This is a genomic window from Rhodococcus erythropolis R138, assembly GCF_000696675.2.
GTDB classification, from domain to species: Bacteria; Actinomycetota; Actinomycetes; order Mycobacteriales; family Mycobacteriaceae; genus Rhodococcus_F; species Rhodococcus_F erythropolis.
Window position 1 is genome coordinate 3,627,111 of record NZ_CP007255.1, and the last position, 17,276, is coordinate 3,644,386.

General features: G+C 59.5%; 21 protein-coding genes. 9 read left to right on the forward strand and 12 right to left on the reverse strand.

Annotated elements, in window-relative coordinates; genetic code table 11:
- Window positions 1-189 precede the first annotated feature (189 nt).
- From H351_RS16660 to H351_RS16685, 5 genes are all read left to right on the forward strand, one after another.
- Window positions 190-468, forward strand: coding sequence for a hypothetical protein (locus tag H351_RS16660; RefSeq protein WP_029255439.1), 279 nt, complete (start codon window positions 190-192; stop codon window positions 466-468).
- Between the two features lie 18 nt (window positions 469-486).
- The gene (locus tag H351_RS16665; protein ID WP_029255438.1) at window positions 487-1,149 is read left to right on the forward strand and encodes a hypothetical protein; all 663 of its coding nucleotides are present in this window, start codon (window positions 487-489) and stop codon (window positions 1,147-1,149) included.
- Between the two features lie 40 nt (window positions 1,150-1,189).
- Window positions 1,190-2,062, forward strand: coding sequence for a hypothetical protein (locus tag H351_RS16670; protein WP_144440114.1), 873 nt, complete (start codon window positions 1,190-1,192; stop codon window positions 2,060-2,062).
- 469 nt (window positions 2,063-2,531) lie between these two features.
- Complete coding sequence (locus H351_RS16680) at window positions 2,532-2,861, forward strand: hypothetical protein (RefSeq protein ID WP_029255435.1); 330 nt, start codon at window positions 2,532-2,534, stop codon at window positions 2,859-2,861.
- A gap of 51 nt (window positions 2,862-2,912) precedes the next feature.
- Window positions 2,913-3,668, forward strand: a complete 756-nt coding sequence (locus H351_RS16685) for a hypothetical protein (RefSeq protein ID WP_029255434.1) — start codon at window positions 2,913-2,915, stop codon at window positions 3,666-3,668.
- A 463-nt stretch (window positions 3,669-4,131) separates the two neighbouring features.
- Here the strand turns inward: H351_RS16685 and H351_RS32300 are convergent, their stop codons facing one another.
- Together H351_RS32300 and H351_RS16695 are read right to left on the reverse strand one after the other, a co-directional pair.
- Complete coding sequence (locus H351_RS32300; RefSeq protein ID WP_200865134.1) at window positions 4,132-4,293, reverse strand: hypothetical protein; 162 nt, start codon at window positions 4,291-4,293, stop codon at window positions 4,132-4,134.
- Between the two features lie 219 nt (window positions 4,294-4,512).
- A complete protein-coding gene (locus H351_RS16695; protein WP_029255433.1) occupies window positions 4,513-4,938 on the reverse strand; it encodes a hypothetical protein in 426 nt (141 codons plus the stop codon).
- Window positions 4,939-5,275: 337 nt separating this feature from the next.
- Between H351_RS16695 and H351_RS16700 the strand changes: the two genes are divergently transcribed.
- On the forward strand, window positions 5,276-5,731 hold the full coding sequence (locus H351_RS16700) for a hypothetical protein (protein ID WP_020969705.1): 456 nt from the start codon (window positions 5,276-5,278) through the stop codon (window positions 5,729-5,731).
- Here H351_RS16700 and H351_RS16705 read toward each other — a convergent pair whose 3' ends face one another.
- The 8 genes from H351_RS16705 to H351_RS16740 form a co-directional block, all read right to left on the reverse strand.
- On the reverse strand, window positions 5,732-6,073 hold the full coding sequence (locus tag H351_RS16705) for a hypothetical protein (protein ID WP_029255432.1): 342 nt from the start codon (window positions 6,071-6,073) through the stop codon (window positions 5,732-5,734).
- Between the two features lie 35 nt (window positions 6,074-6,108).
- On the reverse strand, window positions 6,109-6,789 hold the full coding sequence (locus tag H351_RS16710; RefSeq protein WP_029255431.1) for a hypothetical protein: 681 nt from the start codon (window positions 6,787-6,789) through the stop codon (window positions 6,109-6,111).
- A 166-nt stretch (window positions 6,790-6,955) separates the two neighbouring features.
- The gene (locus H351_RS16715; protein WP_037119509.1) at window positions 6,956-7,840 is read right to left on the reverse strand and encodes an SCO6745 family protein; all 885 of its coding nucleotides are present in this window, start codon (window positions 7,838-7,840) and stop codon (window positions 6,956-6,958) included.
- Window positions 7,841-7,905: 65 nt separating this feature from the next.
- Window positions 7,906-8,766 (reverse strand): ABC transporter permease, encoded by an 861-nt coding sequence (locus H351_RS16720; protein ID WP_037119506.1) that lies wholly within the window; start codon window positions 8,764-8,766, stop codon window positions 7,906-7,908.
- Window positions 8,763-9,725: an ABC transporter permease gene (locus tag H351_RS16725; RefSeq protein WP_158510646.1), complete on the reverse strand. Its 963-nt coding sequence runs from the start codon at window positions 9,723-9,725 to the stop codon at window positions 8,763-8,765. The genes H351_RS16720 and H351_RS16725 overlap by 4 nt, the downstream gene beginning before the upstream one ends.
- Before the next feature lie 80 nt (window positions 9,726-9,805).
- Window positions 9,806-11,332, reverse strand: a complete 1,527-nt coding sequence (locus tag H351_RS16730) for an ABC transporter substrate-binding protein (protein ID WP_060939856.1) — start codon at window positions 11,330-11,332, stop codon at window positions 9,806-9,808.
- 136 nt (window positions 11,333-11,468) lie between these two features.
- The gene (locus tag H351_RS16735; RefSeq protein ID WP_020907850.1) at window positions 11,469-12,443 is read right to left on the reverse strand and encodes an oligopeptide/dipeptide ABC transporter ATP-binding protein; all 975 of its coding nucleotides are present in this window, start codon (window positions 12,441-12,443) and stop codon (window positions 11,469-11,471) included.
- On the reverse strand, window positions 12,443-13,354 hold the full coding sequence (locus H351_RS16740) for an ABC transporter ATP-binding protein (RefSeq protein ID WP_244891362.1): 912 nt from the start codon (window positions 13,352-13,354) through the stop codon (window positions 12,443-12,445). Before H351_RS16740 ends, H351_RS16735 begins: the two co-directional genes overlap by 1 nt.
- Window positions 13,355-13,629: 275 nt before the next feature.
- Between H351_RS16740 and H351_RS16745 the strand changes: the two genes are divergently transcribed.
- Window positions 13,630-14,187 carry a QsdR family transcriptional regulator gene (locus tag H351_RS16745; RefSeq protein ID WP_020969699.1) on the forward strand — a complete coding sequence of 186 codons (558 nt, stop codon included), beginning with the start codon at window positions 13,630-13,632 and terminating at the stop codon, window positions 14,185-14,187.
- Window positions 14,188-14,271: 84 nt separating this feature from the next.
- Here H351_RS16745 and H351_RS16750 read toward each other — a convergent pair whose 3' ends face one another.
- Complete coding sequence (locus H351_RS16750; RefSeq protein ID WP_029255424.1) at window positions 14,272-15,093, reverse strand: class II glutamine amidotransferase; 822 nt, start codon at window positions 15,091-15,093, stop codon at window positions 14,272-14,274.
- Between the two features lie 21 nt (window positions 15,094-15,114).
- Complete coding sequence (locus H351_RS16755) at window positions 15,115-15,558, reverse strand: DUF7144 family membrane protein (protein WP_037119503.1); 444 nt, start codon at window positions 15,556-15,558, stop codon at window positions 15,115-15,117.
- Window positions 15,559-15,895: 337 nt separating this feature from the next.
- Between H351_RS16755 and H351_RS16760 the strand changes: the two genes are divergently transcribed.
- Together H351_RS16760 and H351_RS16765 are read left to right on the forward strand one after the other, a co-directional pair.
- A complete protein-coding gene (locus H351_RS16760; RefSeq protein WP_029255422.1) occupies window positions 15,896-16,624 on the forward strand; it encodes a hypothetical protein in 729 nt (242 codons plus the stop codon).
- A complete protein-coding gene (locus H351_RS16765; RefSeq protein ID WP_244891363.1) occupies window positions 16,621-17,235 on the forward strand; it encodes a class F sortase in 615 nt (204 codons plus the stop codon). The genes H351_RS16760 and H351_RS16765 overlap by 4 nt, the downstream gene beginning before the upstream one ends.
- Window positions 17,236-17,276 lie beyond the last annotated feature (41 nt).

The following is a 17,276-nucleotide window of genomic DNA, read 5'->3' on the forward strand; positions in this document are numbered from 1 at the left end:
GGCAACGCCACAGAGCTGAGACCGCTTAGAACCCAAGGTCGGACTTCCCAGATTCGATCCGGTTCAGAACGCGGTACCGAAGTGATCTACGTCGACAAGCAAGTGGGTTGAGGTACCGAAAGACACCCCACCCGTTGATATTTCAGCCAACAGCATTCATCCGCACCGAGCGGATGTGGAGAGGAAGCCATGAAAACGACCAAACCGATCATCGAGGTTTTCGCGCGCAGTGGACATGCCGGTTGCGTCGACTGCACAGGAATGTTCGGCCCGCCGTCCGTCGACCCGCTCGGGTTCGTTCACGTCACCGTCAGCCACGACCCGACGTGCCCGGCATGGCGTCATCGCAACACCCCAGGGAGTGCTCTGGCCGCGAATAGTCGTCGCCCTGCACTGGTCGACGGGAAGCCCACATTCGCGGTCCTGGAGCACGTACAGGCCGCGTTCCGTGGCGGGGCTGATCGGTGACCCTTTACGCTCACCACCATGACGTTGGAAGGCATGAGATTCGAGGACGGACGGATTCAAGTCGAAGGGTTCCCGACAGCCGTCAAGCTCGCCCAGATCGAGGGGGAAGATGCGAAACGGCTCAGTCACCTTCTGCTTCACCGTCAAGACCTCGAGTTCGCTCACCAATGCGCTACAGCGTTGCAACTACCCGAAATTCAAGTGCCGGTGATCAGGCAAGCGTTGTGGCGATCTGCGATCGTGGCGTGGTCGAAATGCTTCGGGACGTCCCACGCAGGTCGGTTCCGGCTGCTGAAGGAAGATATCTACCCAGCACCGGAAGCTGACGCGGTGTTCCGGCACTTCAAAGCCCTGCGGGACAAGCACATCGCCCACGACGAAAACGCCTTCGCTCAGGCGAAGCCGGGGGTCGTGATCGGACCTGAAGACGGTGAGAAGAAAATCCTGCAGGCAGTGTGCTTCGGAATGTTCGTCCAGACGGAGAACGGGGGCACCGACCTCGAGAACCTTCAGCATCTGATCGGGGATGCAATGAAGTGGGTGCTGAATGAGATTGACACGGTGGGCGACAAGATCGCGGCCACCCTCGAGCATTGGGATTATCAACGCCTGTTGGACCTGCCCGACGTCCAGTTCAAACCGCCGAACGTCACTGACGTAGGCAAGCGGCGACGGGGATAATCACGTGGTTATCTCGAGCTGTTCAGAATACGGTCGCTCAGTGAACGCTACCTTCGAAGAACTGAGCACATTGGTGCTGACGGTTGTCGACGCATATCGCAAACATCAGGGCGATCTTGGGCCACCGTACAAGTCCCGTTGCCAAGCATGGGACGACCGCAACGCTGAGCGGCGGTTCGCGGGTGAGTGGAGTCGAATGCCGTTTCGAAATCTTCACTCTCAAGCGATTGGATTTCTAGGTCGCGCAGAAGACCACCTTCGTGGTTGCGCGCATCTTATCGCTGCCGATGGCACGGCATACAGCCCGGTGTCACTAGGTCGACCCGTGCTGACCGCAAGTGCAACCACGTACTGGATGCTCGACCCTGAGATTGATCTGACGGAGCGCATTCGGCGCAGCATGAACCTGAAACTGAGTGCATTGCAAGAGCGCGGAATGTACGCGGACGAAGACAATGATGATGTGTTTCGTGCGGAGATTGAGAAGGAGATCGAAGACATTCGACGTGCAGCACAGTCAGCGGGTTTGACGCCAAAGAAGACGAAGAAGGGGCGTCATTTCGTGGGCGAATTGGCTCCTACTGATACCCGAATGCTCCGCGAGTTGGTTGACCACCTAGACATACCGCTATCTGCAGAGTTCCTTTATCGGATCTACTCAGCTTCAATCCACGCGAACCTGAACAGCGGGGTGCATACGCAGTATGAGCCGAACGGCTCGCATCGCGATGGCGTAGGCGACTACTCGGTAACAGTTGACCTCGACAAGATGGCGCAGTACGTGCAGATACCGGCATACGCGTTCTACACGAGTTGCGTACGAACGATGACATATTTCGGTCAGCGGACAGGGCCTTTCGATGCACAGGCTCTGCCAGCCCTGACGCGACTATCGACGATCGCGGCTAGCTAGGAAACTCGCCCGCTCGCGCGCACATGTACACGCGCGCGGAGCGGGTGACCGTCCTGCCGCAATCGCCCTGAACTTCCGGTCGAACGTCGGGGATTCGCTTTGCCGAACGGACCGCTACTGAGTTCAGCTGTGTTGACGACCATCTGACTTAAGGTATCGAAAGACACTATGCACCTTCGGTGTTCAGGCTTTCACTTCGATCCGATTCCGCGCGAGCGTGACAAATATCGACACATAGCGGCGCGAAACTTTCCGGAGGTTTCCATCTGGAAACAGCCTCCGAGCTGCAGGTTTGCGGGCAATGGCCCGCTCCACGATCCCGACACCGTCATCCCGTTCGGTGAATGTCACCGAACGGCAGTCGAATTCGGCACAAATTAGCTGACCGGTCTATCTTTCGCCGCTGCCGACAACTAGTCTCATCAATATGGTTAGCAAAGCTAAGGATCGCGTGGAACAACGTCCGAAAATGACGAAGGTTCCCGCGATCATCACCAGGCCGGTCCCGGAACTTCCCGACGACCACCTGCTGCGCTGCCTCGCGTACCTTGCAGGATCGCGAAAAGGTCTCAGCCCCGTCTACGAACGACTGACTCGACTGCAGCCGATGGCCCGCTACCGGCCGATCCTCACGAAGCTGCAGGCCGACACCCGTCCGCTGCATCGCACCCGCAAAAAGGTCGACGCCCAACGTGCGCGGGAGTTGACCGACATCGCGCTGGTGGACCTGGCGTGCGCGTGTACCCCCACCGACCTCACTGCTGGCTCGATGCGCGACCGAATCCTCGAGCGTCGCTGACCGCAAACATCAGCCCGGCCCACACCGTCTACCGCGAAAGCAGGCACCAAAATGGCTACTCCTCCGCAGCATCACGTGTACGACCTTTCCGCTGCACTGTCCATCGTCGAACGGCTGCTCGCCGGGGTGAAGATCAAACCGGGAAAGCGCGTCGTCGCGTTGCACCGGAAGCTGCTCGACCTGCAGGAATCGCAGGAACTGATCCTCGCGGCACTCCGAGAGTTCACGCCCAACGACGAAGCCAAAGCGGCGATCCTCGGCAGGATCGCTGACGGACTGATCGAACAGTCTCTCGCCCCTGCAGAAGTCGTCAATCACCTGCAGACCCTCGCGGTCGGTACGGACAGGAACCTGCAGCAGCTCAGCAACGCAGTTCGGTTCCGCTACAACAAGCAAGCCACAGCGGCGATGCGAGACGTTGGGGATGTTCTCGTTCCGGAACTGTTCCGGCCATGGTGCGAACGGATCGTCGACGAATTGCGCGACATCGCACCGGTCATCGTTCAGCACGGTCCCAACCCCGCCGAACGCACCCCTGAGGTCGCAGAGGCGTACACGACGGCGGAAGCGCTGGCGCAGGAGATGCTCGGACTGTGGGAGGACGTCGACGTCCTGCGGCGACACGAAATTCTTACGGCTGGTGAACTTGTTGACCCACGGTCGTACCGATTCGGACGCCCTCATCTGAGTGCAGACCCTAACAAGGCGCACCGCGAAACCTGGTGGGTCGCCTACTCGGTGGTGAACGGTGCCCGACCGACCGTCAACACCTTCTATGAAGCGCAGGCCGGACTCGTGCCCGCCTAACCAAACTTCCCCGGCTCACGCTAGGGAAAACCCACCGAGAGGACCCTGTGCCTCATCCGGTGAACTCAGATGAAACAACTCAAACACTCTCGTTTATTCATGGACCGATTACGGAGTAACAAGGGATGCAGTTCTGAGTGGAAGGCCCCCACACTGTTGTCTCGAGCAGCGTGGGGGCCTTCTTTTAGCGCTTGTGGTTGTCTCGCCGGATGGACCGCAGAGAGACCGCAGTGCGGTCACTTAGGAGTCAAAGTTGAACAGGTCGACCTCTCGTTTCTGCTACCATTTATGCAGTTCAGACGTTAGCTACTGCAAACGGTAGCGAATCGAGAAAAACCTAGGTGAGTCCTACTTACATAACTGGGGGTCAAGTGGTCGCAGGTTCAAATCCTGTCAGCCCGACCGAAGTTAGATCAAAAAGGCAGTTTCTCAGAAATGAGAAACTGCCTTTTTTGTATGTGCCTCACAGGTTCGGCAACGGATCTCGTGGGAAGTCCTGCGGTGACGTGAGCTCCGCGTCGGCAGCATTCACGACTGCAACATATTCTTCGTCGATCTCGTACGTAATGCCCGCCGCAGTGAAGTGCGGTGTGGATGCAGTATCGACCGGGCTGAGAACGGTCATTCTCGGAAACTGGGTGAGGATCGACCTCGGCACTTTTCTGGACCGAAAGCTCGTCGACAACACGGTGATCGCCTTTCGGCTCACCACGACAAACACACTCGGTTTCGCGCTCATCAGAACGTCTGCTGGAAATACGTACCGGATCTCGTTCTCTGGATCCAGGTAAGACCGAAGGCGCTCGCGAGCATCCGCAGAAACCGGCATGCGCGGAAGGCTAGCTCAGGTTCGCTGACTGAGGCGAATATTGTGGACGGCAACGGTTGCTCCGAAGAGCGCGATCAGAATGGCGGTAAAGATTGCTGCCAACCACCACGGCGCCGAACCTGCTGTATTCAGCCAAATGATCAATGCACCGAAAATTGTAGTCGGAATGCCGACAGCACGAGACAGGTCGACGTTCCTCGGATTGACCGGCGGTGTTCTCCACCAATGAAGGCGATGTCCTCGATTCTCACGCAGCATTCGCAGGAAGGACCAGACAGTAAGCGGCAGGCCAATCGCGAGGATGACCATCCCGCCAATGATCGCCAAAGTGGACCCGTCTCGGAAGTACGTCACGGCAGCGCCCACAACACCTGCAAAACCGATGGCCGTGAATACTTTCCACGCCGGGGTTATGGACTGGCCATGCGGTTGTGTTGCCATGCAAGCACCCTTCCACAAAACATGCGCGAAAACTTGAAGCCTGTTGCGGCCGTCGATTGTGCATCAGAGTGACAGTCAAACTCGGCAGGCAGTTAACTATTCCGAGTACAGCGACTGCGATACCCGCCCTCAAAAGAGGTGCTGTCTCCCAATAGTTGTCAACGACGCGGAATGTCCCGATCAGGCTCAAAACCCAACCTGCGAGTTGAGCACGCCGAACATGTTGTGCCACTCCTGTCGAGAACCGCTCCGACGCAAGAGGTCGTTTTGTCCATTTCGAGATTTGATTACTTTCTGCTTCGGAGCGCAATTTTCCTTACTGGCATGATCTCTTCGTATGACGGGGATTCGGATCGCGTGGGTTGTACTAGCGGTTGCCACCGGGATTCTAGGATCCGCGACGGCACAGTGGCCGCTCTACGAGATCACCGATTGCGAAATAGGTCTCGGCCCGCTCAGTTCTGCTGATTGCTACCGCTCGATTCACGACTATTTCGGGCGGGAGCTCTTCTTGGTGCTCGCCTTACCGGTGGCCCTGTGCGTCATTCCAGCCGTGATTCCGCGACCATTAGTTTCCTGGATCGTCTCGGCGACAATGCTCTGCGCTGCAGTAGTGGGTTTCTTTACCGCTTTCAGCTCGGATATGCCTTCTCTGCTCTCGATGGTGGGGAGCCTCCCTGCGGCAGTGCTGGCATTGGTACTTGCTGCGGTGCATCAGGGGATCGCATTGCGCAACAAGGGCGCCATTGCGCGTGCGCGCGGTGTAGTTCTCGATCCGCGGTCGAGTGAGTGATCAGTCGGGGCTGAAGAACAGTTCCATCGAGATCCAGAACCACGCCACCATTGCCGCGACCGGCAGGAACGCGAGCACTAATGGCAATGCAAATTGCCGGCCGGTGCGGCTGGGAATAGTCACAAGTCCGAGCAAGACGAACACGGCGGCAGGCGCCGCCCAACTTATCCAGTAGGTGAGCGGTGGTGGGTTGGGCCCGAACGACGTGAACGAACGGTTCGGATAAAGCTGCTGCTGCGGGACATCCGCGAAGTGCTGCCACAGGAGTACCAATGGCAGGTAGCCGAACAGCCCCAGTAGGAGGCCGACAACGAGTCCCGCGAAGATTCGTTCGCCCCTCATCTCGACGCACCCGTCCGAATCAATCGTCCCACTGCCTATGCGCCTTCTGGTAAGTCACGAGGCTGAATCCGTAGGGCCCACGCCCGGGCCGCAACGAACGTCATGGCCAATACGAGAACCACCAGCAGTACGACCGCGATCCAGGTGGGAGCGGCGGTGGAAAAGCCCAGCCTCCACGCAGTACCGACACCTACAGTCGTCGCCGCCAACGCCCCGACCGGAAGCATCGCCGCCACCGCCTGCGCCGTGCGCGTAGTAAGTCGATCCCCGGCAGCGCGAAGAACTCCGAACACGGCGGCGACCGCCAGACCGTAGGCCAGGAAACCGCTGACGGCATAAACCAGGAGCGGGGACCATCCGATGTCAACCGACCTGGTGAATGCCATGCTGATCAAGACCAACAGGGGCGTCAACCCAAGCGTGACTCCCACGAGGCCTGCCACCACAGTTCGAAGCATTCGATTGTCCTGACCTCCGGAGATTCGCACACCCGCGAGGTGGAGTACGAGCCCGGTCAGCGCGCCCAGAACGGCGCCGATCACCGCAGCCTCGATGGGCCAGGTCCATTGCGATTCACCCGCGAAGCCCGAGATTGTCGTGCCACCCGAAAAGAGGGTGATCGTGGCCGACGCCTGTGACGATCCTTGTGTCAGCGCCGCCGTGACGATGGCAACGGTCGCACCGAACAAAGCAAACCCGAGTGCCTGTTTCCACATCAAGCCATCTTGACCCATCCTGCGCGAGGATTCGGCACAACGGCAGTCTCATTCGGATGACGACCTGCTGCGCAGGTTCGGGGCTCAGTCGAATTCCGGTGAACGGGCTGGTGGTAACGCCCTCGTCGTATTACCACCAGCCACGTTCGACACTCACCGCTTGTTGTCACGCACGCAATCGGCGACGCGCTGCCAGAGCTGCCGGGAATCCGAGATCTGCATCGATCACTTCACCGGAGAGACGTTCCGAGATTTCGAGGAGTCGACTGCATCCGGTTTCACCGATCGCTTCGTACGGGTACGACCCCAGCACGTCAGTCTGATGCTCAACCCTCTGCCGGCGATCACGACCCACCTCGTTCAGGTGAAGCTCGGGACCGTCTTCGAGCCATCCACGCGCCCGCACACTGGCGACGCCTTCCGCCCACTGATCGTTGTCCCATGCCCGGCTCATTTGCAGAGCAGCAGCAGGAACATCACCGGTTGCGGCGTGGACTACCAACGCTTCGACACCGTTGAGTCCTTCGGTGTGAAGAAGTGCGACATGAGAATCTCCGCGAAACTCCCGGAGCAAGGATTGGGCATGCCACAACACGAGATGAGGCTCATCAGGCCACGGCAATGATGCGTGCCCACCGAACAGGGGTCGCCCTTGTGGTCTGTTGCAGGCGCGTTCCGCGGCTCGACGTGCGAGTTCGGCAGCTTCGCGAACTTCGGTGCCGTCGACATGTTCTCCCCAGGCCTTGCGCAGCGAACGGTCGACAGCGTCGAGTCGAGCGGTGAGGATCTGTTCGGGGGTGGCGATTGTCCAGGCTTCCGGCAGCACCGCGTGTACCAGTGCTGGGTTGAAGTTGAAGAACGTAGCGATGGTGACTTCAGCCGCTACTGCGCCCATGGGCGCAGACCGCGAAGCGAAGTAACCCATTCGAGGGTGTGTAAAGCCCAGTGCGGCATATGCTTCCACGCCGAAAGGGGTGAAGTAGATCATGCCGTGTATCGGTTCGGCTCCACGGAAGACGCGGCGCGCGGTTTCTGGTGCGATCGAGGTCATCGATATTCCTTCATGCTGGTGGTGTGGTCTTCGAACAGTCGAGTCGGATGGTTGTTCTACGCCAGCTATCTCCCTCTGACATACATGCGGTCCCGGACGGCATCACCCACTCGGTAGACGGCCAGGACGACCAGTGAAATCAGAATGCCGGAGGGGAGAATCTGTTGTGGTGCACTCAAGATGTGCAGGTACGCATCGGATAAGTCACCGCCCCAACTCGGAGTGGGGGGCTGTATTCCCAACCCCAGGAATGAGAGTGCCGCCTGCGCGAGAAAAGTCAGGCCGGTAAGCACGGTCACCTGAACGACAACCGGCCCGATTGCGTGCGGAAGAAGATGACGCACGAGCACTACGTGCGGTGGGCATCCTGAGAGTCTCGCGCTCAGAACGAAGTCTCGGTTCCTCGTTTCGCTGACCCCGGCAGCCAGAATTCTTGCAATTGTGGGTGCATAGACGACTCCGAGGGCGGACATCGACGTGATCAGGCTCGGTCCCAGAACACCGGTAATAGCCACTGCGAGAACCAAACCTGGGAATGCCAGCAATGCGTCCGCCACCCGGAGGAGTGACGCGCCGATCCAACGTGGCCAATATCCGGCGATCAACCCCCACGGAATTCCCAACAGCAGACTGACAGCGACAGCGATCGCGACGCCGAAGAAGGCGGAGCGTCCTCCCCAGATCAATCGACTGAGCACGTCACGACCGAAGCCGTCAGTGCCAAGCAGGTGCTGTGCACTCGGACCGGCGAACGTGTTGGTCAGGTTCTGATCGGTCGGACTGTGCGGAGCCACGAACGAGGCCAAGACGGACGCCGCTATCAGCGTTCCGAGAAAGCAGTAGCTGAGCCATAATCCGGGGTGCAGTCGAGGGCGAGCCCACTTGGAGCGGGTCTCGCCTGCGGTGGTCAGCGCGAGTTGGCTCACGAGATCGTTCCCTTTCTCAATTGTGGGCTGATCATGTTGTTGACGACGTCGACCAGGATGTTCACGAGAAGCACGATCACGACGAACAGCAACACAATGCCTTGAAGCATCGGATAATCTCGCGTGTCGATCGCAATGACGAGAGCGCTCCCGAGGCCCGGCAGCACGAAGATCTGCTCGAGAATGACCGTCGCACCCAGCATCGCCACGGCGAGCAATCCATAGACAGTGACAATCGTGGGAACGATGTTTCGTAGCGCGTAGCGCCACACGATCTTCCGCTCGTCGATACCCATCGCACGTGCAGTTCGCACGTAGTCACTTGACAGTGTCTCGATCATCGCAGCCCTGGTCTGCCGAACCGCAATCGATGCTGCGCCGGCAGCGAGCGCCGTTGCAGGTAGAACCAAATGGCTCAGGTTGTCGATCACACTGTTCTCGAGAGGAACCCAGCCGAGCACCGGTAGAACTCCCAAACCGAGGGCGAAGACATCGACCAGCACGATAGCGAGGAAGAAGTCCGGTACCGCGAGTCCGATCCCCGAAACCGTGCGAGTCAGACCATCGCTGCGTCGTCCCTGCCGCGTCGCGGTCCACACACCGAGCGGTATGGCGACGACGGCGGACAGTAACAGTGCGAGTACAACGAGCTCGGCGCTCGCCGGCAGGCGCGCAAGGATCTGTGGGCCGACGGGGGCGCTGTTCTGTAGCGACGTTCCCAGATCTCCGTGCAGAGCCGACACCACCCAGTTCCAGTACTGGACCAGCAGAGGTTGATTCAATCCGAGGCGCTCGTTGAGTGCCGCGATCGCTTCATCACTGCCGTTCGGACCGAGAAGTGCCTCGGCTGGTCCACCGGGGATTATCCGGATAAGGGCAAAGGTTATGAAACTAGCGATAATCGCGGTAGGAATAATCTGTGCGAACCGGACGCCGATCATCCGTATGTAAGGATTCACCGGCGATCGGTGAGAGTTTCGGGTCGGAACTCTCTCAGGCTCGGGGGCCAACGAATTCTCTTGCGATACAACGGTCGTCGTCATGACTTCGAGAGGTACGTCAGATTGGGGGAGCCGTTCAGTGCAGGAACGGCCCCGTGGACGTTCTTCGTGTAGGCGACCACGTCGGGAGTGAAGTACAACGGTACGTACTCAGCGGACTTGATCACGACTTGATTGATCTGTTTGACGATGTCGAGCTGAGCGGTTTCGTCATACGTGTTGTTCAACAGTGCGATCAACTTCTCCAACTCCTCGTTGGGGACGGAATTCTGCCGGAAGTACGACCGCGAACCCAGCGAGGCTTCGAAATTGAGCGGTGCGGATGCTCGCGTGGGCCATCCCACGCTGAAGACGTCCGCGCTGTTGTGTGCGACGAACTCCGTAATCGCCTGAGGTCCACTCATTTCGACGAAGTCGACCTTGATGCCGACCTTCTCCCATTGTTCTCCGACAAGGACCGCGTTGGTCGAGTACGGCGGTAGATTGCCTGCTAATCCGCGCACGGTGACCCCGTTCGGATACCCAGCCTCCGCTAGCAGCGATTTGGCCTTCTCCGGGTCGTACGGCCATGCATCTTCGGTTTCCTCGTCGTAGAACTGCGAACCGGGAGGATATTGACCGAAGGCCGCAGTACCTTCCGCGCTGTCCAGTGCAGCTCGCGCAATTGCTTTGCGGTCGAGCGCATACTGCATCGCCAGACGAACCCGGACGTCGTTAACCACGGGGTTCTTGTTGTTGATCACTACGAGCGCAACTCCGAGTCTCGGGTCGTGACTGACGTTCAGGTTGGGATTCCGTTCGAGGATCGGAGCACTCGACGGTGTGAGCCCGTATGCAAAATCCGCGGCGTTCGATGTAAGGGCATTTGTCAGCGCTGTGGGGTTGGAGATCACCTGGATCTGGATCTTGGCGAGCTGGGGGTTGGGAGGACCTGCCGGTTTGTAGTCGTCGAATCGACTGAATGTGTACGAACTGTTCGGGACTGCGCTGGTGAACGTGTACGGCCCGGCGCCTACAGGCTTGTTGGCGAAGTCCGTCCCGGCCGCTGTCAGTGCAGTGGGGGAGACAATCATTCCCAGTCTGCCGTTGAGCCACCCTGGTAAGCCGGAGGTAGGTGCGCTCAACGAGATCTTTATCTGATCCGGGGACGTTGCTTCGACGCTCTTGATCGTCGGGACGGAAACGATTCCGAGACTCAAGCAGTGTTCCATGCTTGCCTTGACTGCTGCTGCATCGAGAGTTGTTCCGTCGTGGAAGGTCAAGCCGTTCTGCAACGTCATCTCGAACGTGAGGTTGTCCGGTCCGGAGAAACCCCACTCGCTGGCGATTCCGGGCCGCAGTTTCTGGGTGGCAGGTTCAGCATCGATCAGTGGTGCATACATCAACTGTAGGTAGTCGATGTCGTATCCGATGTTTCCCGCACACGGGTCGAGCGAAGCTGGGACGTGTGAAGTCGCGACCTTCAGTTCGGCGTTCGGATCAGCAGGTCCGGTACCGCCGGCGGTACCGGTGGCGCTGCTCGAACAGCCGCTGAGCACGAGGGCAGAAAGTGCGAACGCAGCCACGAGGACATGGGGTCCACGCTTCCCATGATTCTGGAAGCGTGTGATCGGATATCGGGATCGCAAAGACAGACGTGGATTCATATGGTGGACTTTCGCTTTGGTCTTCTCGGAATGGGGAGACTGACGCGGCACGCATTTACTGCGGCAGGTTCGAGATGCCGGTCGATGTGGCCGGGGACGATAGATGGCACGCGGAGCTGTGTGCGGAATTCGAGGCCGCGCGAAGTGCCGGCGATTCCGACGCGCAGCGATCCATCGCAAACGGACAGCGGGTGCGGAATCGACAGCCCGAGGGTGGATTACGCGGGTCGGGTAACTCCCCGCGCACCAATGCTTTTCGACGACTGCGGCGCTCGAGTTCGATGTGCGGGGCCGCGGCGAGAAGTGCCTGCGTGTAGGGGTGCGACGGAGTCCTCAGGACCGTGGCAACCGGTCCGATCTCGACGATTCGCCCGAGGTACATCACCGCGACGCGATCGGCGATCCGTGCCACCGAACCCAAATCGTGCGAAATGAAGATGTACGTGAGGTCGTGCTCATCCCGGAGCTCGGCAAGAAGTTGCAACACCTCTTCCTGCAGTGAAACATCGAGGGAAGCAACAGGTTCGTCGCAGAGAATCAAGGGTGCCTTGGAGGCAAGTGCGCGAGCGATGGTCACGCGTTGGCGTTGGCCGCCGGAGAGCTGGGTCGGGAGACGGTCGGCAAGCTCGGCGCCGAGACCGACCCGACGCAACAGCTCGACGGCTTTCGGCCGCAACGACTGCGGGATGCGTACGCGTCCTGGCGCCATCGGCTCGGCCACGCAAGCCCAAGAGGCCATCCGTGTGTTCAATGCCGACGTGGGATTTTGAAAGATGAGATGGGACGATCCGCCCTTGCCGAAAGCCGGGCTGTCGAGGTTCGTCGTGATGGAGCCTGCGGCCGTACCGACCAGGCCGGCCAGAGCGTGGGCCGTCGAAGATTTTCCCGACCCTGATTCACCGATGATCGCCAGGGTTTCACCTCTGTGCACGGAGAAGCTGACGTCGTCGACCGCTCGAAGAGTTTTGCGCCCTCGTCCGTACTCGACGGCCAGATTCCGAACATCGACGATGATGTCGGTGTTGCGCATCAGCTCACCAGTCCGAGCAACTGGAGTTCGGAACTGCGATGACATCTCGTTGCCGATTCCGGTGATCCGATCAGAAGTGGATGATCGGATGCGCAACGCTCCTCGGAGTAGTTGCACCGGGCGACGTATCGGCAACCCACGCCGTCAGCACGGGCGCTGGTGGTGAAATCGCCTCGAAACTTGGGTGATCGGTAGGAGATGTCTTCGAAGGTCGATCGTGCCGCCTCGAGAAGGCTGAACGTGTACGGATGCGCGGGCCGGCGAAGCAGCGCGTCCCGCGGCGCGACGTCAACGATCTCGCCGCGAAACATCGTGACTACTCGATCCGCGACCTCGGCGACAACCGCTAGGTCGTGACTGATCAACAACACGGCAAGATCGCGTTGTTCGGCCAGTTCTCGAAGGAGATCGACAATCTGAGCTTGGATCGTCACGTCGAGCGCTGTTGTCGGTTCGTCTGCGATCAGCATCTTCGGACCGCACGCCAGGGCCATCGCGATCATCACCCGCTGACACATCCCACCGGAAAGCTCGTATCCGTACGACTTCAAGGTTCTGTTCGGGTCTGCCAGACCGACCTGGTGGAGAAGATCTGTAGCTACGTCCTCCGCGTCGGCCTTCGTGATGTCGCGGTGGGCCTTCAACACATCGACGATCTGGCGACCGATGCTGACGGAGGGATTGAGAGCCGAACTCGGGTCCTGGAACACCATACTGACGTCGCGACCGCGTATTTTCCTCAACTCGGCGGCGGGCAGGCCGACAAGTTCCCGTTCCTCGAAGCGGATACTTCCGTTGACTGTCGCCGTGCGTGGCAAGAGCCCGAGCAGAGCGAGTCCGGTCAGCGTCTTTCCGCTCCCACTCTCGCCCACGAGGCCGGTGACCTCGCCGGCTCCCAACTCGAAGCTCACTCCGTCGAGGAGCTTGTTCGAAATCGTTTCTGTCCCAATGTCAACCGTGAGATCTCGGACTTGCAGAAGTGGGCTCATCGTCGAGTCGTCCACTGGTGATCGTTCATCGCATTCCTCCGTAAACAACTGAATTGTTGTGACTGGAATCACGTACCGGGGAACCATAAACACTCACCTGCAACAAAGTCAATGAATGTTGCAACGATTGTCGTTGATGGCTCTCGTTTACTGTCTCCGGCTACCGACCAGCACGTCGTCAGGGATACATTCACTGCATGGCCGAGACACGTGACGTTCGCGCGGAGGCGTTGAGCGCTGCCCGCCGACAGTTCGCAGCCGGAAAACCGCTCGATGTGAATGCTTTGGCTACCGAGTTGGGCGTGGATCGGACTACGTTGTTCCGGCGCGCAGGGAATCGCGACACGATTACCGGGGACGTGCTCGATTCTCTGGCGCGTCGAACGTGGCGAATGGGCCTCGCGGAGTGCGGCGGAAGCGGAGCGTCAAGGGTTGTCGACGTCCTCACTTACCATGCGCGGGCGACGATCGAGACCGAATTCTTCCGGGCATATTTGACTCGCGAGCCGCAAAAGGCGCTATGCATACTCACTACTGGACTCGGGCCGATTCAGGGGACGATGGTCGAATCCGTGCGGAGGCTGATCGAAGCCGAAATACCGGAGCAGATTCGGCCCGACCTGCCCGTCGAGGACATGGCATATCTGCTGGTTCGCGTGGGTGAGTCGTTCATCTACAACGATTTGCTCACCGGTGGCACTCCGGACGCAGAGAAGGCTCGCCTGGCGTTCCGGCTCATCCTCTCGCGTGACTAGCGCGCCGAGTTTTCGTTTTCTAAGTTTTCGTGAAAGCGCTTCGAATGCAAGCTATTTCACAGCTATGCTGGTTGTGTGGCAAACTCAGGCGGGTGGGATCGGCGCGAAGTTCCGCATCTCGTCCCGTCCGGGCCGAATGACGCCTGCGGCGGACTCGGGAACCTCGTTCCATGCTCCAGGAAGGTCGCGCAGAGGCTCGGATACAACGATTCGGGTCTCCTCACTCAGATGGTGCAGGGCATCCACCTCAGGATGGAGCTTGCGCAACGTGGAGATCTCGGTGGAGAAGAACAGTGACCTCGATCGGTTCTCGCTCGAATAGCGAAAGATCCAGGTGGAGATGCCATCCGACGTGGCAACGGTCATCTGCACCGGATTGTCGATTCCCTGCGAGCGAGCCGTGTGCTCGACAAATCCGACGGCCCTCGCGACACCTTCGAACGGATCGTCGGTCAGGCCGAACGTCAGCGCGAGGAAGAACAAGGTTTCCGAGTCCGTCGATCCTTCGAGATCCGGAAAGAGCGACGGATCGATGGCAGTCACCAATTCCCTTTTCATGTCGTGGAATCCGCGTAGTGAACCGTTGTGCATCCACAACCAATTGCCGTGCCGAAATGGGTGGCAGTTGCTGCGCTGCACCGCAGTTCCCGTCGAAGCGCGCACGTGGGCGAACATGAGAGGGGTGCGCAGTTGAGAGCTGACCTCGCGCAGGTTCGAGTCGTTCCACGCGGGTTCGATGCTCTTGAACACTGCTGGTTGGGACCCCTCCCCGTACCAACCGATTCCGAAGCCATCACCATTCGTCGTCGTTGCCCCGAGTTGAGAATGCAGGCTCTGGTCGATCAGCGAGTGCTGTGGCCTGAACAGCAAGTCATGGGCCAGTATCGGCTCTCCCGAATACGCCATCCACCTACACATGCTTTCAACTCAAACAGATTGAGTCGGCGTTGACGGTGCATGCGCAGCGGCGTGCGTCGTCTGGGCGGGCTTCCATGTCGACACAGCCCAGATTACGACGATGTTCAGGGCGATGATGAGAGTCGACCACCAGGGGTAATACGGCAGCCACAAGAAGTTCGCGATGATCGAGATCGCACAGATCACGACTGCCGATACCCGCGCCCACGCCGTTCCGGTGAACAGTGCGAGACCGACGAGAGCGACGAGCGCGCCCAGCACGAGATGGATCCAACCCCACGTCGTCAGGTCGAATTGATAGACGTAGTCGATCCCGACTACGAACACTTCGTTCTCGGCGACGGCAGCGAGTCCTTGAAAGAACTGCACGATACCGACCGTCACCAGGATGACTGCTGCCCCGATTGATGTTCCTACCGCGAAACCCTGCTTGACTGACGTTGTATCCGACATGGCGGTTTCCCTTGATTCGGTGGGGTGACCGGACACGTGCCCGGCACGTTGTACCGATCGTTGTTCCACCGGCCGACTGTCGTGAAACGGAAATGCCGGTCCGGTTCGGTGAGAAATCAGTGCGTTCTGCTCCGATGTACGGGCGAAATGTAACTTCTGGCCCCTGTTGATGCGATGTACCCCTTGCCGGAACGCGTGTGCGGAGGAATTGCTCGTAACCGAAGTTCACAGAAAACAAGAAGAATTCGGCACGGAATTCGACCTATTTGTCCATCTGTACTGGTATTTTGACTGAATTGACCGGAAGCTACGGTCCGCGGAAAAGAGTAGCGAGAGAATGACGATCTTCGGCAGGCGTTCCGCGGGCATCTCCGCGACGGCCTTCGTCTTGGCAGCTGTTGTATCGACGGCACTTCCCGCGGTGGGATCGGCAGCACCAGTCGCACTGACCCACGCGTGCACTCCCGAGATCAACGACAATTCGATGTCACTTGATCCGGCAGTGATCGACGGTTGGTACGACATCTCGACTGGTTCGCCGGGAACGAAGATCAACTCGATCGAGGCTTGGCGGACAGTGCCGGGAGACATTCTCGAGTTTCGCGCAGCGGTGACGATCAGAGCCCACGGAAGTCCCGTCCGAGGGACCCTTCGGATCGACGGCGCCGGCTTGACCGGAGATCAGGATCTGATCTCCAGAATGACGTTGACCCAAGATCTCGGTCGCTCAGGATCAACGGTCACCGATGCCGACGACGGCTCGGTCATTCCGGTTCGTGCCAAGCTCGCATTCGACGTCACAACGCCTGGACAAGTGGCACGGAACCAGACGGTCAACCTCTCGGCAGTCAAGATTGTCTTGGCAGGCGACACCACCGATCCGGGAGGTGAATGCCCCGGCCCCGGCCCGGGCCCCGGCGGTGGGAATGGAAGCGGCGGCGGGAATGGCGGTGGTGACGGTTCCGGTGGGAACGGTGGGGATTCCGGTGACGCACTTCCCGGTCGTGACGTAGGAAACCGCGTACCAATTTCCCAGATTCCGTCCGGCCCGACTTCTCGCCCGTGACAGCGGCACCTGGATTCACGGTCCGTCGCACATGGGCCGCTGTAGTAGTGGCGACAATGCTCTTGATCGGCGGATGTTCCGACGACGGTGACTCGCCGAGCCGCGTCCTCGCGACCGGCCAACAAGATTTGCCGCCAGAGATTCGCGCTGTGGTCGACGGTCCGGATGTCCCGACCACGCTTCGCATAGTCGACAGCACCGCTGACGTTCTGTCGATCAAGACGACGACAGACGGCTCGCTCATTCCGCCCGAGGATGTCAGTGAGATCGGATGGTGGGCAGATTCGGCATTCCCGGGTTCGGGCGCGGGCACCGTGGTGATCACCGGACACATCAACGACATCTATCAAGGTGACGGTTTCGGAAAGAAGTTCTCGACACTGGAAATCGGCTCGATCGTGACCGTGGCGGGCGCCGGGGGACAGACCTGGAACTACCGTATCGATGCGGTCGATCACTACGGCAAGGACGGCGAGCTGCCGGTCGAGCGATTGAACAGCCTCGACGGACCGGAAACCCTCGCGCTGATCACCTGCGGGGGCGAGTTCGTCGGTCCACCCTTCGGTTACGAGGACAACGACGTCGCGTGGGGAACTCCGGTGCCCGCATAGCCGAAAACCAGACGTCGGAACGGTTGATAAACTGAGCCCCG